Raw genomic sequence first — 18,015 nt, forward strand, 5'->3', positions numbered from 1 at the left:
TTGAAAGCCTCGTATCAAATTTAAGGAGAAAAGACATATGCCTGTTATTGAATCAGCAATTCAACGTGTTCGTCTTACGAAAAAGCAACATGATCGTAACGAACCCCAAATCAGTGCTTACCGTACAGCTGTTAAAAAGTTTGAAAAAGCTTCAGTTGCCGGAGCAGATAATTTGGCAGAATTATATAAGGCTGCTTCTTCAGCAATTGATCACGCCTACTCAAAAGGTTTGATTAAGAAGAACAAGGCTTCACGTGAAAAGTCACGTCTAGCTAAGTACGTTAAGTAATTAACGACCAGTCAAAAAAAGACATGACATTATTCAATGTCATGTCTTTTTTGTGTCTAACGTGTTTCCCCACGTTTTTTATTTGCTTTACGTGTTGCACGCATTTCTTGACGCTGCGCAATACGCCGATCCATTTGATCTTGACGTTTGATTGCATTTTTGATGCGCCTTTTATAACCAGGTTTAACTATTTTTTTCTTTTTCTTGACCATACCAACCATGGTTGGATCCAGTTTCTTAGTGGTTGCAACACGTTGCTTACGAGCCCGACGATCTTTCACATCAACAATTTCATTGTCTTTAATTTGTTTTGCTTTAAAATCAATGCCCAGTGACTCCAGTTCAGCCACTTCATCTTCTTCATCCGGACCATATAGTGTAATCGCCAAGCCAGGCAATCCATTTCGCCCGGTACGGCCGACGCGATGAACAAAAAATTCTAGCTCATCTGGAATATCATCATTAATAACATGAGATACCCCTTCAATATCAATACCTCGAGCCGCCAAATCAGTAGCTACCACGTACTGATATTCTAGGTTTTGAATTGCTTTCATCACACGGCGGCGTTCACGTGGCTCAACATCACCATGTATTTCAGCTATTTTCAAACCGTGACCACGCAAATAACTTGCAATTTCCTTTGCACGCTCTTTTGTATTTGCAAACACTAATGCCAAATAGGGATTGCCTATCGTGAGAACCTGTAATAAGACATCATTTTTGTCTTTTGATTTCGTCGCTAATAACCAATTATCGATTGTATCAGCAATCACTGTTGAGACTGGAATAGCTTCAAAATGCGGATTGTCGAGGTATTTTTTTAAAAATGGTTTGAGCTTTTCCGGCATTGTCGCACTAAAAACAAGTGTTTGCAATGACTCTGGCATTGCGCCTGCAATATAATCAACTTCACTCAAAAATCCCATATCAAGCGTCATGTCGGCTTCATCCACAACTAATGTACGGACTGCATGTAATTTCAAAGCACCTGATTCAACCAAGTCTTTAATTCGGCCTGGTGTACCAATCACAATTTGTGGCTGTTGATGTTCTAAATGCTTGATTTGTCGTTGCTTATCAGTGCCACCCACAAATTCAGAAATAGTAATATTTGGGTTGAACTGTTCAGCAAATAGTTTAGCTGCAAGTGTAATTTGAGCTGCTAATTCACGCGAAGGCGTCGTAATAACAGCTTGAACATAATTTTTTTTCTGTTCCAATGCGTTGAGAATTGGAATCAAAAAAGTATGGGTTTTACCCGAACCTGTTTGTGATTGCCCAACTACATCACGTCCTTGCAAAACATCAGGTATTAACTTCGCCTGAACCGGGGTTGGTTCATAAAACCCAATCGCACTTAATGCTGTAATAATTTCGGGTTTTAAATTAAATTGTCCAAATTGGTTTGCTTTTTCAGCCATCAATCTTCCTTTTCTACACCATACTTTTCTATAAGTGCACTATCCACAATTTTCACTAGTCGCGCAATATCATTCTTATCTTGTGCCCATGCGCCCGAAGCCATTGGATGCCCACCACCATCAAATTGATTTGCAATTTGATTAATCACAATGGTTTTGGACCGTAAACGTACACGGAAATTACCTTCATCTTGTTCTTCAAAAATTGCCCACGCTTTCACACAGTCAATTTTTGAAGGCAGTGGCACAACGAATGCTGTCCCTGATTCTTGCAAATTAAATTTTTTAACCAAGTCTTTGGTCATGACAATATAAGCGAAACCTGAAGGCAAAATGGTCAAATTTTGTAATACATAACCAGACAACTTGGCCGCATTTTCGGAAATCGTCTCCATGTGATGATGAACAGTCTCATAGTCAAAATGATATTTAAATAACTCGGATACAACGCGGAACGTTTCAGAATCCATGCCGTACATAAAGCGACCAGTGTCACCAACAATACCAATATACAACAATCGGGCTGCCTCTTGTGTCATCACAAGCCCTTGGCCCTTCAGCAACTCGTAAAACTCATAAATCATCGTACTTGTAGCAGAATGACCCTCTTTAACCCATTGCCAATCGCCATACTGATCATCATTTGGATGGTGATCGATTTTGATAATTTCTAAACCATTAGACCAACGCTGATCATCAACTCGCGGTGCATTTGCTGTATCCGTTACGATCACCAAAGCCTTATTATAGGTTGCATCAGAAACTGAATCCATAAAGGATTCGGTCTCACTCATCCAAGCCAATCCTGGCACAGACTTCCCAACAGCATAAATATTTTTTTCAGGAAAACTAGCTTTCAGTATCGCTTTTAGGCCTAATTGCGAGCCAAAGGCATCTGGATCAGGTCGCTGATGTCGATGGATAATAATGGTTTCATAACGTTTAATTTGTTCTAATATTTGCTCTTCAATACGTGCCATGTCTATTCTTTCTCAAATACTATTTCCTACAATTGTATCATTAAAATAGCGACATTTCCTCAAAAGTCGCAGATTGTAGATTACTCATTGAAACGCCTAGCAAACGCACTGAAAATTCGGTACCAATATTATCGTCAAACGTTGCTTGTGAAGCCATCACCAGTGTCGCTTCATTCAATTGCCAAGGGGCATCTTGTGTAATCGCACGTGTTATTGTGTTAAATTGATCATCCCTAATTTTGATATTTAAAGTACGTCCAATCAGTTTTTGTCGTTTCAAACTCATAATTAAGCTATTCACTAGCTTTTTGAATTCAATTTGAACGGCATTGTTGTCATGCAATGCATGGTCAAACGTTTCTTCTTTACCAATCGACTGTCGCTGTCTTTGCCACTCAACTGCACCAAAATGAACACCGCGAGCTTGCCAATACAAATGTTCGCCCATTTTTCCAAACTCAGTTTTGAGTGTTTCTTGTGACATCTGACGTAAATCTAAACCATTTTCAATACCCAATTCATCAAACTTTTCTTTTGTCTTTTTACCGACTCCGCGAAAAGCACTTATTGGTAAGTAATCTAAAAACTGAAGTTGGTTCTCATGATCAATCACAGTGACGCCATTAGGTTTATTATATTCTGATCCTAATTTGGCTAATAACTTATTGTGAGAAACCCCAATAGAACTCGTTAGTTGTGTTTCTTTTAATATCTGGTGCCTTATTTCAGCAGCCAAAGTTGCACCACTTAAAATATTTTCTGTTACATCCAAGTAAGCCTCATCAAAAGCCACAGGTTCAACTTTAGTAGTAAACCGACGAAAAATATCATGAATTTGTGCGGAAACAACTTTATATTTGGAAAAGTTTGGCGAGAGAAATATGCCATTGGGTGCCAACCGTTTTGCTTCAAAAGCACTCATCGCAGAATGAATGCCCAGCTGACGCGCAACATAATTAGCAGTAGCAACCACCCCATGTCCGTTATTTTGAGTTGGATCCCTTGCAATAATTAAAGGCTTAGAACGTAATTCTGGCTGATCTCTCATTTCAATTTGTGCATAAAATGCATCCAAATCAACATGTAATATTTTGCGTTTATCAATTGTTGTCAAGAATTCTGCCATGATTATATTTTATCACGGGAACACTTGTTCTTTCAGCTTATTTAGTACAATCTTTATGCTTAGTTCAACACAAAACGTTCAAACAAGATTTCTGGGTCTTGTTGTGTGGACTTCAAGAGTCTTTCCATATTTAGCATACCTAAATAACCGGAACGTATAGTTGTTAATTGATGATTTTTTAAGATTTGCTTTGCTAATTTGACGCGATAAGGGTGTACTTTGAGTTGTGAGGCAATTGTTGCATCATTACCAGACAAACCCGCGACCTGCAATAATAGTCGAAATTGTCCCATTAGTACAGCATTGATACGCAAAGGAATTTCATTATTGTCTATCAATTCACGATATATTGTTACAGCTGCCTTTGAATGATTTTTTATAACAGCCTCAACCAATGTAAAAGCCGTTGCTGTCAAAGTATTTGGCACAAGGTTGATGACTCCCTCTAAATCAATTATTTTAGTTTTATTAGCATACGCAATTAGTTTAGGTAATTCGTTTTGCATGTTCGAATAATGTGCATTGGTCCGCATGACCAGTTCACTAAGTGCATCGGGTGTAATCTGGTAATCACGCTGCGCCAATTCAGACACGATTGCTTGTTTTGATTGCCGTTCATCTAAGGATGGTAATTCAACTACTTCAGACATTTTCAGTACTAATTTTGTTAGTTTTTTTCGTTTATCCAATTTAATATCATTTGCAAAAAAAACAACAATGTTCTCAGACAGCGGCTTTTCAAGGAGTTGCAATAATAAATCACTATCATGGTCAGATATTTTGCCCGTTGCCGTCAAAAACAGTGGTTTGTTTACTACAATAACACGACGTTCACCAAAAAAAGGGGCTGACATCGCGTCATTAATCACCATATCAAGCGGTTGGTCAGCGAGATTAAATTGTGAATAATTCATATCGCGATCTTCAAGTGCTACCAATTGTTTAAACGCAGCAACTGTCCTGCGTAACAGAATCTCTTCTTCACCAGTGACAACATAAAAATTTGCCATAGCATTATTATCAATTTGTTGTTGTAACTGCTTAAAATTCATGCGGTAATTTCACCTTAAAATATCCATTTTTACCTCTATAAACATATTTAATCATACCATGTATTTGCGTATTAAAAACCGACATTTGGTTTTTTTGAACTGTCTCTAAAGTTTCCTGATGTGGATGATGATAATGATTATTTCTACCAGCAGAAATAATGCCAATACTTGGTCGCCATTTGGAAAAGGTTATTGGATCGGTAGCTGTTCTAGAGCCATGATGTCCTAGTTTGACCAAATCAACCCTCATTTCAGGATGTCTTTCCGCAAGCAATCGCTCCCCCGCCCGGTCTAAATCCCCAGCTGTCAAAACTCTCATGCCACCCAAAACGCCATATAATGCGATTGAGTCTTCATTGCCAGCTTGTCCAACCGTTAACGGGTGATATATGTGCAAGGGTAAATCATTCACTTGGTTTGATTCAGTGACCTCAAATACTTCTGTTTTCTTTAGATAAGGTAAAATTTGGGCTTTAAAACTTTGCTGTGATCTCATACCCGCAGGCATCAATATTTTTTTGACGTGCATAAAACGTAATATTTCTTTAGCATTTCCAATATGATCTTGATCATGATGTGTTAATATCAAATGATCAATCGTATCAATTCCTAAACTATGCAGATAATTAACAATCACAGTCTCACCTTTTGATCTTTCATATTGTTTGACTTGCCAAGATTGTTTCTCCCCAAATGTTACTTGGCCCCCGGTATCGACAACCGTTACTGTATGATTAAGAGGTGTTCGAATTAGGGCTGCATCACCTTGACCAATATCAAATGTCGTAAATTCACCCGTGAGCGGTCGCTTGATAATGAGTATCGTCGATGCCAATAGCAAGAGCCAAATTAGTCGCGCACGAGAAACAATTATTTTTTCTCGACAGAACATGCAAAATCCAAACACAATTAGCAAGGTTGTACATAATTCCGGTATTTTACCAATAACAATATTGCCAGGCAAAACGGCCAACCAATCGATCAATGCTGCAAAAAAATGAATGATTGCATTAGCACTATCAACAATTATTGGAAAGCGCTGTCCAAAATATCCTAACATGACTAATGGCACAATAATTGTTCCAAAAACAGGAACAGCAAAAATATTTACAACTGTTTGTAAAATGTGCCAGGTGAATTGCTGTTGAACAATTAATGGAAAACTGATGATACTCATTAAAAGATTAGTACGCCAAAAAGATAATTTTTTTGCAAAAGATAAACAGAACGTGAGTAAAAACGACAGTTGTCCACCCAAAGTTAATAATATTTGCGGTGAGTATATCAAACTAATTAATAAACTAATTGCCCAAATATCGTACGATTTAAATCTATGATGGTGCAAATCTTGCCATAATATTAGTTCACCAGCAACAATGGCACGGATCAAAATCGCTGGTTCCCCAGCAAAAACAAAATAAATTATTAAAAGACCTGATAAAAGTACAATCGTAATTTCTTTAGTAATCCATAGTCGTTTTGCTAAAGCCATTATCATCATGATTAAAAAGGACACGTGAAAGCCAGAAACACTAAACAAGTGAATTAATCCTAATGTCTGTACACCAGGATTATCGCCATATAATGCTTGTGGTGTCACGCCCAAAATCAAGGCCTGCGCATATTCGCGAAGTGGTTTAGGTAGCGACTCGGTATCATGTATTGCCCGACTATGCCAAGCATGAAGCTGATATCGTATGCCATTTAATATATCATGTGACACCATATTTTCAACCTGCCAAGTCGTCACAGTTAATTGGTGTGTCATATTTTTCGTTTCATAGAATTCTTGCGAATCAAATTGATTAAAGTTCGTGGCTGATCGAATGCGCGTAAGCTCCCCAGTGGCGCTAAACGTCAAAACATGGTCCTGCTTGAGCCATTCTTCTTTGCTTTGTTTATTAGGAAGCGTCCAGTACAATTTAACAGCCTCACCACTGTCTAATGTAGCAGTCGAACTCAAATTATCGCCGTCAATGCTGACGTTATCCGGAAAAATCACACCTGTTATTTGCACATTTTTTTGGTCGGGTATCTCTGCTTGGTTTTTCAAATTCCTAGCATCATGAAAAAAATAAATCATGAATGGCGTTATTAAAACAATAACCATTAGAAAAAAACGTAAATGACGTTGCCATAAAATTAGAATCAACGTACCTAATAACATTATCCAACTTGACAGACATGGTCTATAGATAACGCCACCAAGAGAAGCCACTAAAAGCGAAAATAATAACAACTTCGCATTTTGCATTAGATTGCCAGTTGCTCTTTAATTGCTTCAAAACGTTTTGTACCAATACCAGAAATTGATTTAAGCTCTTCAATCGATTTAAATCCACCATGTTCCTGACGATAATCAAGAATCTGATCAGCTTTTTTTTCACCAATTCCTTCCAAGTTTTGAAGTTCTTCTTTAGTAGCAGTATTAAGATTGATAGTTGTTTTGGTTTGACTTGAAGCCACTGTCTCATTGGCAAAATTTGTTGGTACTTGCTCACCCTTAATAGGAACATACAAGACCTGTCCATCAGTTAACCTCTGTGCCAAATTCACTTGGGTCATATCCGCTTCAGTGCGCTGCCCGCCAGCCTTTAAAATAGCACTTTGGACTCTATCAGATGTATCAACTTGATAAACACCTGGTTTATTAACTGCACCTTTGACATCTACCATAATAACTGCTGATGTTTGTTTGCTAGTCGATTTAACTTGGCTCTCAGACTTCGGTATTGACTGAGATGTTTGAGTACTACTGAAACTCTGAATACCTTTCTCAGACTGTTCGTGTCCGGGCCATAGTAAATAAACTGTTCCGATTACCATAATAATAATACCGACACCTATTGGTTTAACCAAGGTTGTTTTTGTCTTAATTACCTCAAATATATCTAACATTTTTCACCTCATACTTATAGTACGAAATCAAAATAAAAAAGCTTAGTGAAGTTGGAATATCCAAGAACACTAAGTCTTTATTTAGTACTGTCAGTGGTTTTAATAATTTTACCTGATTTAAGATAATTGACAGCATCATCAAATGTTTGAACCGGAATAACTTTTAGATTGGGTGCATACTTTTTGGCCGTATCACGTGCTAACATGTAATTTGTTTTGTGCTGCTCTTCATATTTCAACAATTCCTTAGTAGGTTTAATGTATGGTGCAAAGAAAACAGTTGATCCTGCTGCCTTAGCAGCCATAATTTTCTTATCAATACCACCAATTTCGCCGACATAACCATTAGCGTTCATTGTACCAGTACCAGAAATGTTACGTCCATTCGCCAACTTATCGCCGGTCAGTTGATCATAAATTTGTAGTGTGAACATAAGACCGCCAGATGGGCCACCGATTTGACCAGGATCAACACTCACTTTAGGCGTGGTTGTCACAGCTACATTGTCAGTTAAGACAATACCAATCCCGGCTCGTCCGTTAGGATATTCAGGTGTCTTGGTTCCAGGCAGCTTAATCGTAGTGCCTTCTGCTTGACCGCTTTTACCATCACGGGTATATGAAACCGTGACGGTTGTGCCTTTTTTCTTATTAGCCAAATACTTAATAAAACCATCTGAATTTTCATAATGGTGACCATCAATTGCCGTAATCGTGTCACCAACTTTGATCGTTTTTTTAAAATGCGAAGTCTTTGAAACGCTCAACACATATATACCACGGTATTTAGTAGTAATGGGCTTACTTGCCTTATTGAATGCAACCTGTTCAGCATTAGCTATTGCACTTTGCATATAAAAGTCCTGAACTTTACTGAAAGTAGCAGAAGACTCACCGCCCGTCACATCTGCTTCACTCGCATATGACAAATGTGGATTGATTTTGGTTTGTAAAAATTTGAAACCATTGGCTTGAGTCAAGAATACTGACGTAATTCTATATTGTCCTTTGGCTGTATCTTTCTTGCCATCAATGGTCACAAAACGAGACAAATCATCTGCTTCACCTGGTGACTCTATATAACCGTTCAATGGCCACACACCAGCAACAATACCAGCTAAAACTAGAACAGAAACGACGGCAACAATTATTTTATTCTTTTTGCGCATTCAGTCGCTCCTTCAAAGCTGCCACAACAACAGGTGGCACAAATTTTGCCATATTTTCGGCACCCATACTCCCAATCTCTTTGACCATCGAGCTGGATATATTTTGGTTTTCTGGTTTGGCTAACAACAGCACTGTTTCAACGTCAGCTAGAGCACTATTAACCCCTGCAATGTCACGCTCATACTCAAAATCTTTACCATTACGCAAACCACGGACAATATATTTAGCACCAATTTCAGCCATAAATTGTACCGTCAATCCTGACATAATAGCCACTTCAACATTGGGTAAATCTCTGACAGCCTCAGTGATCAAGGCCTGTTTTTCTGCTGGCGTGAACAAGGCTGACTTACTAGTGTTATTGCCAACCCCTACGACCACTTTTTCAAATAAATAACTTGCCCGTGTAATGATGTTCAAATGTCCATTCGTTAATGGATCAAAACTACCTGGAAACAATGCGATACTCATATCTTATCCCTCATATTGATAGATTGTCACGACGGTAATACCATAATGCTTTTGTTGAATAATTCTAAACTTTTTATCTGCTTCTGGCAAGTTGGCCGCATCATTGCTTTCAGCTAAAATAACGGCACCCGTATTAAGTAATCCCATCTCAACCATTTTTGCCATATCAGACGCAATCGTTTCTTTGGCATAAGGCGGATCCAAAAAAACTAAATCAAATTGTTTATTTTCAGTAGCAAATTTTGACAGCGCTTGTTGAGCTGGCGCTTTTAAAATTGTGAATTGATTTTCATGGTGTGTCTTTTTGACGTTTTCAGTCATGACTTTGATGGCCTGAAACTGGCGGTCAACTAATGTTGCATGCGTCATGCCACGCGAAACTGCCTCAATACTTAATCCACCAGTACCGCCATACAAATCTAGCACCTCCCCCTCATCTAGGTAGGGCATCAACATGCTAAACATTGCCTCTTTAACTTTGTCTGTTGTGGGTCTAGTTTTATCACCACTAACTGCCTCTAAACGCGTACCACGAAAATTACCTGAAATGACTCGCATAATTTATCAGTCACGAACTGGCTGTGTATCGTCCGTGATTCCCCCTTCATCATAATTTTCAAAGAAAATATCATCATGCATATCACCTAATTCAGGGTCAATATCTGGCCGTGGCGAGGTAACAACACGCTTCACAAATTTGTATTGTTGTAACTTACTGACAACTTCACCAACATTTTCTTCATTCAAATAAAGTCCGACCAAAGACATTTTTCTCGAAATATATGTAATTTGGCCAAACTTTTTAAGCTGTTGTGCATGGCGGACATGACTTAAATAGACATAAACGGCTCGTCGCTCTTGTATTTGAAATGTCATTGATAATCCTTTCTAGCAACTACATCGTTTGGATGGATGTCAACTGCTTTTTTCTGATGAGCAGCAATATTGAGTGTGAGTCCGATAGCTGCACTAAAGGCAATATAAGATGATCCACCACCAGAAATGAAAGGAAAAACCACCCCAGTGATTGGCAAAACGCCAATCACACCGCCCAAGTTGACGAATGCTTGGACAAACAACAACATCGCCACACCATACAAAATTAGCCGCTGATACTGATTTTTCTGGCGAATACCTAGGAGAATCAGTCGCGTTACCAAAATTAGAATTAGCATCAATACAATAACGGTTACAACAGCTCCCAATTCTTCAGTCATCACAGCCATAATAAAGTCAGTGTTTGACTCAGGTAAGTAAGGTTTAATAAGAGAATTACCCAATCCCACACCAAATAATCCCCCATGAGCGATAGCATAATAACCATACAAAAGCTGCCGGCTCTGATCCGGATCAGCCCAAGGATTCACAAAATTAATCAAACGTAAAATACTATAATGTGTACTACCTGTGAGGTGAAATACTTTATTAACCAGGTTAATAATGGGCTGTAGCAAAGCAAATAGTGCACTGATGCCAATAAACCAGATAACCATTATTTTTCTTGAAACACCAGACGCCAATACCATTACAAAAACGATACCAATCGCAATTAGCATATTACCATTATCCGGCATAATCAACAACAAAAACAAAGATAACACAGGTGGCCCCCATATTTTCATTTGGGCAAGTGGTTGGCGTGAAATTTTCACCCCTGCCTGCCAAGGCACTCGTGTCAGAATATGGGCACAATACAAAATTAAAATCAGTTTCAAAAATTCAGCAGGTTGCAATGTCATAAACCCTAACGGAATCCAACCATGCGCACCATTGACTGCTGGCATGATACGGGCAATGACAAGTAATGCAATAATGCCATACATCAGTATTTTAAGCCACTGTGGTCTACGCCAATTATTAAGATTAAGATGAAATAATGTAAACGCACCAATCCAGCCAATAATAACAAAAACTAATTGCTTATAAAAATTAAGCATTGCCGAGTTAGTTAAGCTCGCCGAAAAAACCATCACGACACCTAGCGCACTCAAAATACCAAACGGGACAGCAATCCAATAATCTAATTGTCTTAATTTTTTAAACATCAATCGCCCATAATTGTCTTCATGTTAGTGTCATCCAAGCTTTGAGCTATTGCAATAACAAATGCTTTGGCTGCCTCAAAATCTTTAATTGACCATACTGTTTGATGTGTGTGAATATATCGTGAGGCAACACCCAAAGCAACTGAAGGTACACCATTTAATTCACTCTGAGCAGCCGCCGCATCTGTTCCGCCCTTGGAAACAAAATACTGATAAGGAATGTGATGATCTTCAGCAGTAGATAGCAAAAATTCTTTTAAGCGTAGTGGCATAACCACTGTTGGATCAAATACACGCAACAAAGTACCTTGATCTAGAACACCTTGATGGCCCGTTGAACCTGCTACATCGTCAGCAGCACTAGAATCAACTGCAAAGAAAATGTCTGGCTTCATTAAATTAACCGCACCATGTGCGCCTCGTAGGCCAACTTCTTCTTGTACATCTGCGCCCATAATTAATGTGTTTGGTGTTTTAACATTTTGTAAGTCTTCTAAGGCCTCCAAAACCGTCACAACACCAAAACGATTATCCCATGACTTTGACATCACACGTTTCTGATTTGCAGCCATAACCGTCTCAACACGAGGTACAACAAAATCACCGGGACGCACACCAAATGCCAACGCCTCATTGTTATCAACAAAGCCAGCATCAAACAAAATATCATCAACAGTTGGCAATTGCGGTCCATTAGCACTACCCCGCAACAGATGTGGTGATACTGAACTAGAAACAACTGGGTATTGTCCTTTGCTAGTAAATAACGTAAAGCGCTGTGAACTAATTACTGCTGGATTCCAGCCACCGACAGCAGCAACCTTTAAAGCACCGGAAGGTAGGATTTCAGTTACAATAAATCCGACTTCATCTAAATGAGCTGCAAACATAACCCGTGGACCATCACCATTTTTAACACCGTATATGCCCCCCAAACCTTCCTGTGCTACTTCATCAACCAATGGTGTCAATTCTGCTCGAAACGCCTTTCTAATTTCGTGTTCTTGTCCCGATGTTCCTTGTAGTTCTGTATACTTTTTAATTCGTTTCCATGTCGTTGTTTTCATTTGAGATAATGCCTTTCACTAAAATTCGTATCATATTCATACAATATTGGCTCGCCATTGCCAATTTCTAAGCCATCAATATCGTCGTCACTAATGTCTTCAATATATTTAATCAGAGCTCGTAAAGTACTACCATGCGCTACCATCAACACATTTTCACCATTTTTAAGTTGTGGCAATATTGCGGAAGTCCAGTAAGGAATTAAGCGGTCACTAGCCATTTTTAAACTTTCACCGCGTGGTTCAATATTTATTGGATAACGGCGATTCGGACGAACTTTTTCTAATAGTGGCGGAACAGCCGTATAGCTTCGCCGCCATAAAGCAACCTGATTAACACCGTACTTTTCACGCGCATCGTCTTTGTTAAGCCCACGTAAGGCGCCATAATGGCGTTCATTCAAACGCCAAGTTTTATTAATTGGTACCCACGCCTGCTGCATTTCATCCATGATGATATAAGCTGTAATAATTGCACGCTGTAAATAAGAAGTATATACATTATCAAATGTCAATTGATAACGTGACAAAACCTGACCCACTTGATGTGCCTGAGTTTTGCCTTTTGCAGTTAGTGGTACATCTGTCCAACCGGTAAATTCATTATCACGATTAGCCGTTGATTCTCCGTGACGTACCAGCACCAATTTAGCTACCATCCTGAACTCCTTTTTTTACACTTTCTATATTATAACGTTTTTGAGTTGACGTCGCTAGACAGCAATCCATATATTACGAATCTCAAACTTTGATATTATCTCTAGTCATAGTACGAAATAAACACTTTTAAAAATTTCAAAAACAGCGTGCAAAATGCTAGCTAATACAGCATGATTCCGTTAGAATAGATATTCAGAACATATATCAATTTTTGGAGTGATTTAGGATGAGAGATCTAACACAGGGCTCACCTGCTAAACAAATTTTATTTTTTACAATTCCTTTGGTTATTGGGAATCTGTTTCAACAACTCTATAATTTTTCTGACACGCTGATTGTCGGTCAGACACTTGGTGTCAAAGCATTAGCCGCCGTTGGTGCTACTGGTTCAATCATGTTTTTAATCTTAGGATTTGTGCAAGGATTCACAGCTGGCTTATCCATTATTACAGCACAACGCTATGGTGCTCGTGACATCGCTGGTGTGCGACAAAGTATGGCATCCACTTTACTCGTTTCAGCTATTACAACGATTGTGGTTACAATTGCTAGTTTGGTGATTGTTTATCCTTTGCTCAAGTTGATGCAAACCCCAGCAGAAATCTTAAACCAAGCTTTTATTTTTATTGCTATTATTTTAGCAGGTATTTTTGCCACAATGGGGTATAACGTTACTGCCAACGCATTGCGCGCTGTTGGTGATTCACGTTCTCCACTCATCTACCTAATAATTGGCATGGTTGCCAACATTATTTTAGAATTGTGGTTTATTTTGGGGCTTAAATTAGGTGTCGGTGGTGCAGCCTTAGCGACTGTTTTAGCGCAATTAATTTCTACTGTTTTTAGTTTTTGGCATATCTACAAGTACTCACCACTACTACAAGTGTCACGCTCAGATCTCAAATGGGATAGCAAAGACATTCGTATTCATCTTCATGCGGGATTACCTATGGGCTTTCAAAGTTCCATCATTGCAATCGGCGCCCTTGTACTACAAGGGGCTCTCAATACTTTGGGAACAGATGCTGTCGCCGCAACAACTGCTGCACAACGAATTGATCAAGTAGCCACGCTGCCACTGATGTCTTTTGGTATTACAATGGCAACTTTTGCAGCTCAGAATTACGGGGCTAAACAATTTGACCGTATTTTAGTTGGGGTCAAACAGGCTCTATTTATGAGTATGGGATTTGGTCTTTTCATGGGTATTATTGAAATTCTATTTGGTGATCTCGCAGTAATGCTATTTGTTGGTTCGGGGCAACATGAAGTTCTGAACCTAGCACAACAATATTTCTGGGCAAATGGTGCCTTTTATTACATCTTATCGGCTCTGTTTATTATCCGTTATGTATTACAGGGTCTAAACGATGCCAAAACACCAACCTATGCCGGGATTGCGGAGTTAATTATGCGCACAGTAGCTGCCGTTGTTCTTGTAGGACCCTTTGGCTTCTTTGGTGCTAGTCTCGCCAATGTTTTGGCTTGGGCCGGATCGTTGGTCGTTATGATTCCAGCCTATCGCAAAATCGTTAAAAATTTGAAGCAACAAACAAGCGTCAGTATAGCCGAACAATAAATCAGTAAAGTTCGTTTTAAAAGCGTTTTCATTAATTTTAAAATTATAACGTTCGTTATTTTTTATTAATTTATTGTTTTTTAGCCTTTAATTGTGCGCTAATGGCTGCTAGAATAATACAGTACGTTTTACGTAACTAATTATTTGGGAGGCAATCATGTCAACGATTGCACATTATTTCAAGTTCGAGGAGCTCAATACGAACTTTCGTACTGAATTCATTGCTGGTCTCACTACCTTTGCGTCTATGGCCTATATTTTATTCGTCAACCCTACTGTTTTGGGGGCTGCTGGCATGGACAAGGGTGCAGTTTTCACAGCCACTGCCATTGCTTCAGCCGTAGCCACAATTTTCATGGGCATTGTTGCACTTTACCCAATTGCAATAGCACCAGGATTGGGTGTCAATGCATTCTTTGCTTATTCAGTTGTGATTGGTATGGGTATTAAATGGCAAACTGCAATGGCAGGTGTCTTTGTTGCAGCAATCATCTTTGTAATTTTGACATTATTCAAGATTCGCGAAAAAATTATTAATATTATTCCAAAAAACTTAAAGCTAGCGATTGCATCTGGGATTGGGCTATTCATTGCTTTTATCGGTTTACACGACGCTGGATTAATCGTTGCCAACAAAGATACTATGGTTGCTTTAGGTCATTTAACGGCACCAACATCGTTGTTATCAATTTTTGGCATTATCGTCACTTTTGTCTTGATGAGCCGTAAAACACCGGCAGCAATTTTCTTTGGTATGATTTTAACTTCGATTGCGGGTATTTTAACCGGCTTAATCAAATTACCGTCCGCTATTATTTCACCAGCACCATCTTTGGCACCAACTTTTGGTGAAGGTGTCATGCATATTGGTGATATCAATTCAATTCAGTTAATTACAGTCGTCATCACTTTTCTACTCGTGACATTTTTCGACACAGCCGGTACAATGATTGGTTTAGCAACACAAGCTGGTTTTATGAAAAATAACAAAATGCCTCGCGTTGGTCGGGCTTTGATGGCAGATGCCGTCGGTATGACGGTAGGTGCAGTCATTGGGACTTCACCTACCTCAGCTTATGTTGAGTCATCAGCCGGAATTGCCGTGGGTGGTCGTTCAGGTTTAACATCTGTATTTACAGGTATCTTATTCTTGTTTGCATTACTATTTTCGCCATTACTTTCTGTTGTCACTTCACAAGTAACTGCACCAGCATTAGTTGTTGTTGGTGTATTAATGGCTGAAAACCTCAGAGAAATTGATTGGGAAGACTTAGCGATTGCTGCACCAGCATTTCTGATTGTCATTGGCATGCCACTAACTTATTCGATTTCAGATGGTATTGCACTAGGATTTATCTTATACCCTATTACAATGATCGCAACTGGTCGTGCTAAGAAAGTTCATCCTCTAATGTACATTTTAGCAGTCATTTTCATTGCATTTCTTCTCATTATTGCTAGTTAAAAGCTATTCAAAGAGACCATCATGTTTGATGAATAAATCAAACATGATGGTCTCTTTTTGGTATGTTATCGTAAATTTTTACGACAATTACCAAAATCAATTTGAGATTTTCTCTCGTAAATCACGCGCATTAGCCAGAGCAGTATCGGTAACATTATCTCCCGATAACATCATTGCAATGGCATGTATACGTCCTGTTTCATCAAGCGGTGTGACTTGAGTAAGTGTGCGATCTTTTTCGGTTGTTTTTGCAATCAAAAAATGGTGAGTTGCAGCCGCCGCAACCTGTGGCAAATGAGTAATTGCTAATACTTGTGATCCTTTGGCAATTGTTTGCATTTTTTTTGCAATGGCTTGTGCCACGCGACCAGAAACACCGGTATCAGCTTCGTCAAATACAATCGAAACAATTCGTTGTTGTTTGGTAAACGTCGTTTTCAACGCCAGCATTAAACGCGCAGCTTCACCACCGGACGCAATTTTGACCAATGGTGCCATGCCTTCGCCCTTGTTGGTTTGAACATAAAAAGCAACCTTGTCACTCCCAGAGGCAATAAAACCTTCAATCGGCTCAAAATGGACGGCAAATTCTGCCCCGTTCATTAATAAATCTTGTAACTGTTGGTTAACATCATGCTCAAGCCGGCGGGCTGTTTGCTGACGAACTTCGTGAAGTTTGATTGCCTTCTGTCTTAAAATCTGTCGCAAATCATTTTGTTTAATCTGCAATTGTTCCACATTGTAACTATCATCGTTCACAACACTTAGTTCTTGTTTAATTTTAGCCTGAAATGCTAGCACATCACTGACAGTGGCGCCGTATTTACGTTCAAGTGTGTGAATCAACTGCAAACGATCATCTATACGAATTAATTCTGATTCATCATAAGTTAAATCATTAAATTGTTCCGCCACATCTCGTGCAACTTCCTGTGCAGTATAATAAGCGTCTGAAATAGTTTGAGATAGTTCTGCATAAACCGTATCATAGGCTGAAATATCCTGTAATTGCTGCATTGCTTCAGCCAACAAATCAACTGCACCACCTTGTTCATCGTTAAGCGCAGTTTGAACATTCTGTAAATGATCAGCTATTTTTTTGAAATTATTTAATTTGCCCCTTGCATCAAGTAATTGATTTTCCTCGTCAGGTTGAAGGTCAGCTTCTTGAAGTTCATCTTGTTGAAATTTTAATAAATCAAGTCGTTGGGTAATTTCTCGTCGCGAGGATTGTAATTTCCGAATACGTGCCGTAATTGCCCTAAAGTCCTGAAAAGTACGACCGTAATCTGAACGTACTTGAGACAATTTTTCGCCGCCAAATGCATCCAATAATGGCAAATGTTCATCTTGATTGAGCAACTGTTGTGTGTCATTTTGACCTTGAATGTCAACTAAGAAGCTGCCAATCATTGCCAATGTTTTTAAGTTAACAAGAACACTGTTAACGCGAATTGTGCTGCGACCATTTTGCGTTAATTCGCGATAAATAATTAATTCATTATCATCAAAATCAATGCCAGCTTCTGTCAATAATTTATAAAGCTGTTCATTTTTTGGCAAGCTGAAGACAGCTTGTAAGGTGGCCTTTTTGCTCCCATGCCGCACCATCTCAGAACTTGCTCGACCACCGGTTAGCATCGACAAGGCATCAATAATAATTGATTTTCCGGCGCCAGTCTCACCGGTCAAAACACTCATACCTGTCTCAAACTGTAATTCAATTTTTTCTATAATAGCAAAATTTTCAATAATAAGATCTTCTAGCATAAGTTAATTGGTATCGCAG

At 38.9% G+C, this 18,015-nt stretch carries 17 protein-coding genes; 3 read left to right on the forward strand and 14 right to left on the reverse strand.

The window, feature by feature from the left end:
- Positions 1 to 37: 37 nt before the first annotated feature.
- On the forward strand, positions 38 to 289 hold the full coding sequence (rpsT, locus tag IAE53_RS09335; RefSeq protein ID WP_004910538.1) for a 30S ribosomal protein S20: 252 nt from the start codon (positions 38 to 40) through the stop codon (positions 287 to 289).
- A 56-nt stretch (positions 290 to 345) separates the two neighbouring features.
- Here the strand turns inward: rpsT and IAE53_RS09340 are convergent, their stop codons facing one another.
- The 13 genes from IAE53_RS09340 to IAE53_RS09400 form a co-directional block, all read right to left on the reverse strand.
- Entirely contained in the window at positions 346 to 1,713 is a 1,368-nt protein-coding gene (locus tag IAE53_RS09340; protein WP_148424203.1) for a DEAD/DEAH box helicase, read from the reverse strand.
- Positions 1,713 to 2,693, reverse strand: coding sequence for a bifunctional oligoribonuclease/PAP phosphatase NrnA (locus IAE53_RS09345; protein ID WP_148424202.1), 981 nt, complete (start codon positions 2,691 to 2,693; stop codon positions 1,713 to 1,715). Before IAE53_RS09345 ends, IAE53_RS09340 begins: the two co-directional genes overlap by 1 nt.
- 40 nt (positions 2,694 to 2,733) lie before the next feature.
- Positions 2,734 to 3,819 carry a DNA polymerase IV gene (gene dinB / locus IAE53_RS09350; RefSeq protein ID WP_148424201.1) on the reverse strand — a complete coding sequence of 362 codons (1,086 nt, stop codon included), beginning with the start codon at positions 3,817 to 3,819 and terminating at the stop codon, positions 2,734 to 2,736.
- A gap of 59 nt (positions 3,820 to 3,878) precedes the next feature.
- The gene (holA, locus tag IAE53_RS09355) at positions 3,879 to 4,871 is read right to left on the reverse strand and encodes a DNA polymerase III subunit delta (protein ID WP_148424200.1); all 993 of its coding nucleotides are present in this window, start codon (positions 4,869 to 4,871) and stop codon (positions 3,879 to 3,881) included.
- On the reverse strand, positions 4,861 to 7,125 hold the full coding sequence (locus tag IAE53_RS09360) for a DNA internalization-related competence protein ComEC/Rec2 (protein ID WP_200136392.1): 2,265 nt from the start codon (positions 7,123 to 7,125) through the stop codon (positions 4,861 to 4,863). Before IAE53_RS09360 ends, holA begins: the two co-directional genes overlap by 11 nt.
- On the reverse strand, positions 7,125 to 7,769 hold the full coding sequence (locus IAE53_RS09365; protein ID WP_148424199.1) for a helix-hairpin-helix domain-containing protein: 645 nt from the start codon (positions 7,767 to 7,769) through the stop codon (positions 7,125 to 7,127). Before IAE53_RS09365 ends, IAE53_RS09360 begins: the two co-directional genes overlap by 1 nt.
- Positions 7,770 to 7,846: 77 nt before the next feature.
- The gene (locus tag IAE53_RS09370; protein ID WP_010275692.1) at positions 7,847 to 8,938 is read right to left on the reverse strand and encodes a SepM family pheromone-processing serine protease; all 1,092 of its coding nucleotides are present in this window, start codon (positions 8,936 to 8,938) and stop codon (positions 7,847 to 7,849) included.
- Positions 8,922 to 9,410 (reverse strand): pantetheine-phosphate adenylyltransferase, encoded by a 489-nt coding sequence (gene coaD / locus IAE53_RS09375; protein WP_010275689.1) that lies wholly within the window; start codon positions 9,408 to 9,410, stop codon positions 8,922 to 8,924. The genes IAE53_RS09370 and coaD overlap by 17 nt, the downstream gene beginning before the upstream one ends.
- A 3-nt stretch (positions 9,411 to 9,413) precedes the next feature.
- Positions 9,414 to 9,968: a 16S rRNA (guanine(966)-N(2))-methyltransferase RsmD gene (gene rsmD / locus IAE53_RS09380; RefSeq protein ID WP_139967353.1), complete on the reverse strand. Its 555-nt coding sequence runs from the start codon at positions 9,966 to 9,968 to the stop codon at positions 9,414 to 9,416.
- 6 nt (positions 9,969 to 9,974) lie between these two features.
- The gene (locus IAE53_RS09385) at positions 9,975 to 10,286 is read right to left on the reverse strand and encodes a YlbG family protein (RefSeq protein ID WP_148424198.1); all 312 of its coding nucleotides are present in this window, start codon (positions 10,284 to 10,286) and stop codon (positions 9,975 to 9,977) included.
- A complete protein-coding gene (locus IAE53_RS09390) occupies positions 10,283 to 11,455 on the reverse strand; it encodes an FtsW/RodA/SpoVE family cell cycle protein (protein ID WP_010275680.1) in 1,173 nt (390 codons plus the stop codon). Before IAE53_RS09390 ends, IAE53_RS09385 begins: the two co-directional genes overlap by 4 nt.
- Entirely contained in the window at positions 11,455 to 12,522 is a 1,068-nt protein-coding gene (pepA, locus tag IAE53_RS09395; protein WP_200136391.1) for a glutamyl aminopeptidase, read from the reverse strand. The genes IAE53_RS09390 and pepA overlap by 1 nt, the downstream gene beginning before the upstream one ends.
- A complete protein-coding gene (locus IAE53_RS09400) occupies positions 12,519 to 13,181 on the reverse strand; it encodes a 2,3-diphosphoglycerate-dependent phosphoglycerate mutase (protein WP_148424196.1) in 663 nt (220 codons plus the stop codon). Before IAE53_RS09400 ends, pepA begins: the two co-directional genes overlap by 4 nt.
- 227 nt (positions 13,182 to 13,408) lie before the next feature.
- On the opposite strand from IAE53_RS09400, the gene IAE53_RS09405 reads away from it, so the two are divergent.
- Both IAE53_RS09405 and IAE53_RS09410 read left to right on the forward strand, forming a co-directional pair.
- The gene (locus IAE53_RS09405; RefSeq protein ID WP_148424195.1) at positions 13,409 to 14,761 is read left to right on the forward strand and encodes an MATE family efflux transporter; all 1,353 of its coding nucleotides are present in this window, start codon (positions 13,409 to 13,411) and stop codon (positions 14,759 to 14,761) included.
- Between the two features lie 157 nt (positions 14,762 to 14,918).
- A complete protein-coding gene (locus IAE53_RS09410) occupies positions 14,919 to 16,226 on the forward strand; it encodes an NCS2 family permease (protein ID WP_148424194.1) in 1,308 nt (435 codons plus the stop codon).
- A 96-nt stretch (positions 16,227 to 16,322) separates the two neighbouring features.
- On the opposite strand, the gene recN is transcribed toward IAE53_RS09410, so the two are convergent.
- Positions 16,323 to 17,996 (reverse strand): DNA repair protein RecN, encoded by a 1,674-nt coding sequence (gene recN, locus IAE53_RS09415; RefSeq protein ID WP_188353036.1) that lies wholly within the window; start codon positions 17,994 to 17,996, stop codon positions 16,323 to 16,325.
- Between the last annotated feature and the right edge of the window lie 19 nt (positions 17,997 to 18,015).

The organism is Leuconostoc sp. S50, from assembly GCF_016624925.1.
Taxonomy (GTDB): domain Bacteria; phylum Bacillota; class Bacilli; order Lactobacillales; family Lactobacillaceae; genus Leuconostoc; species Leuconostoc pseudomesenteroides.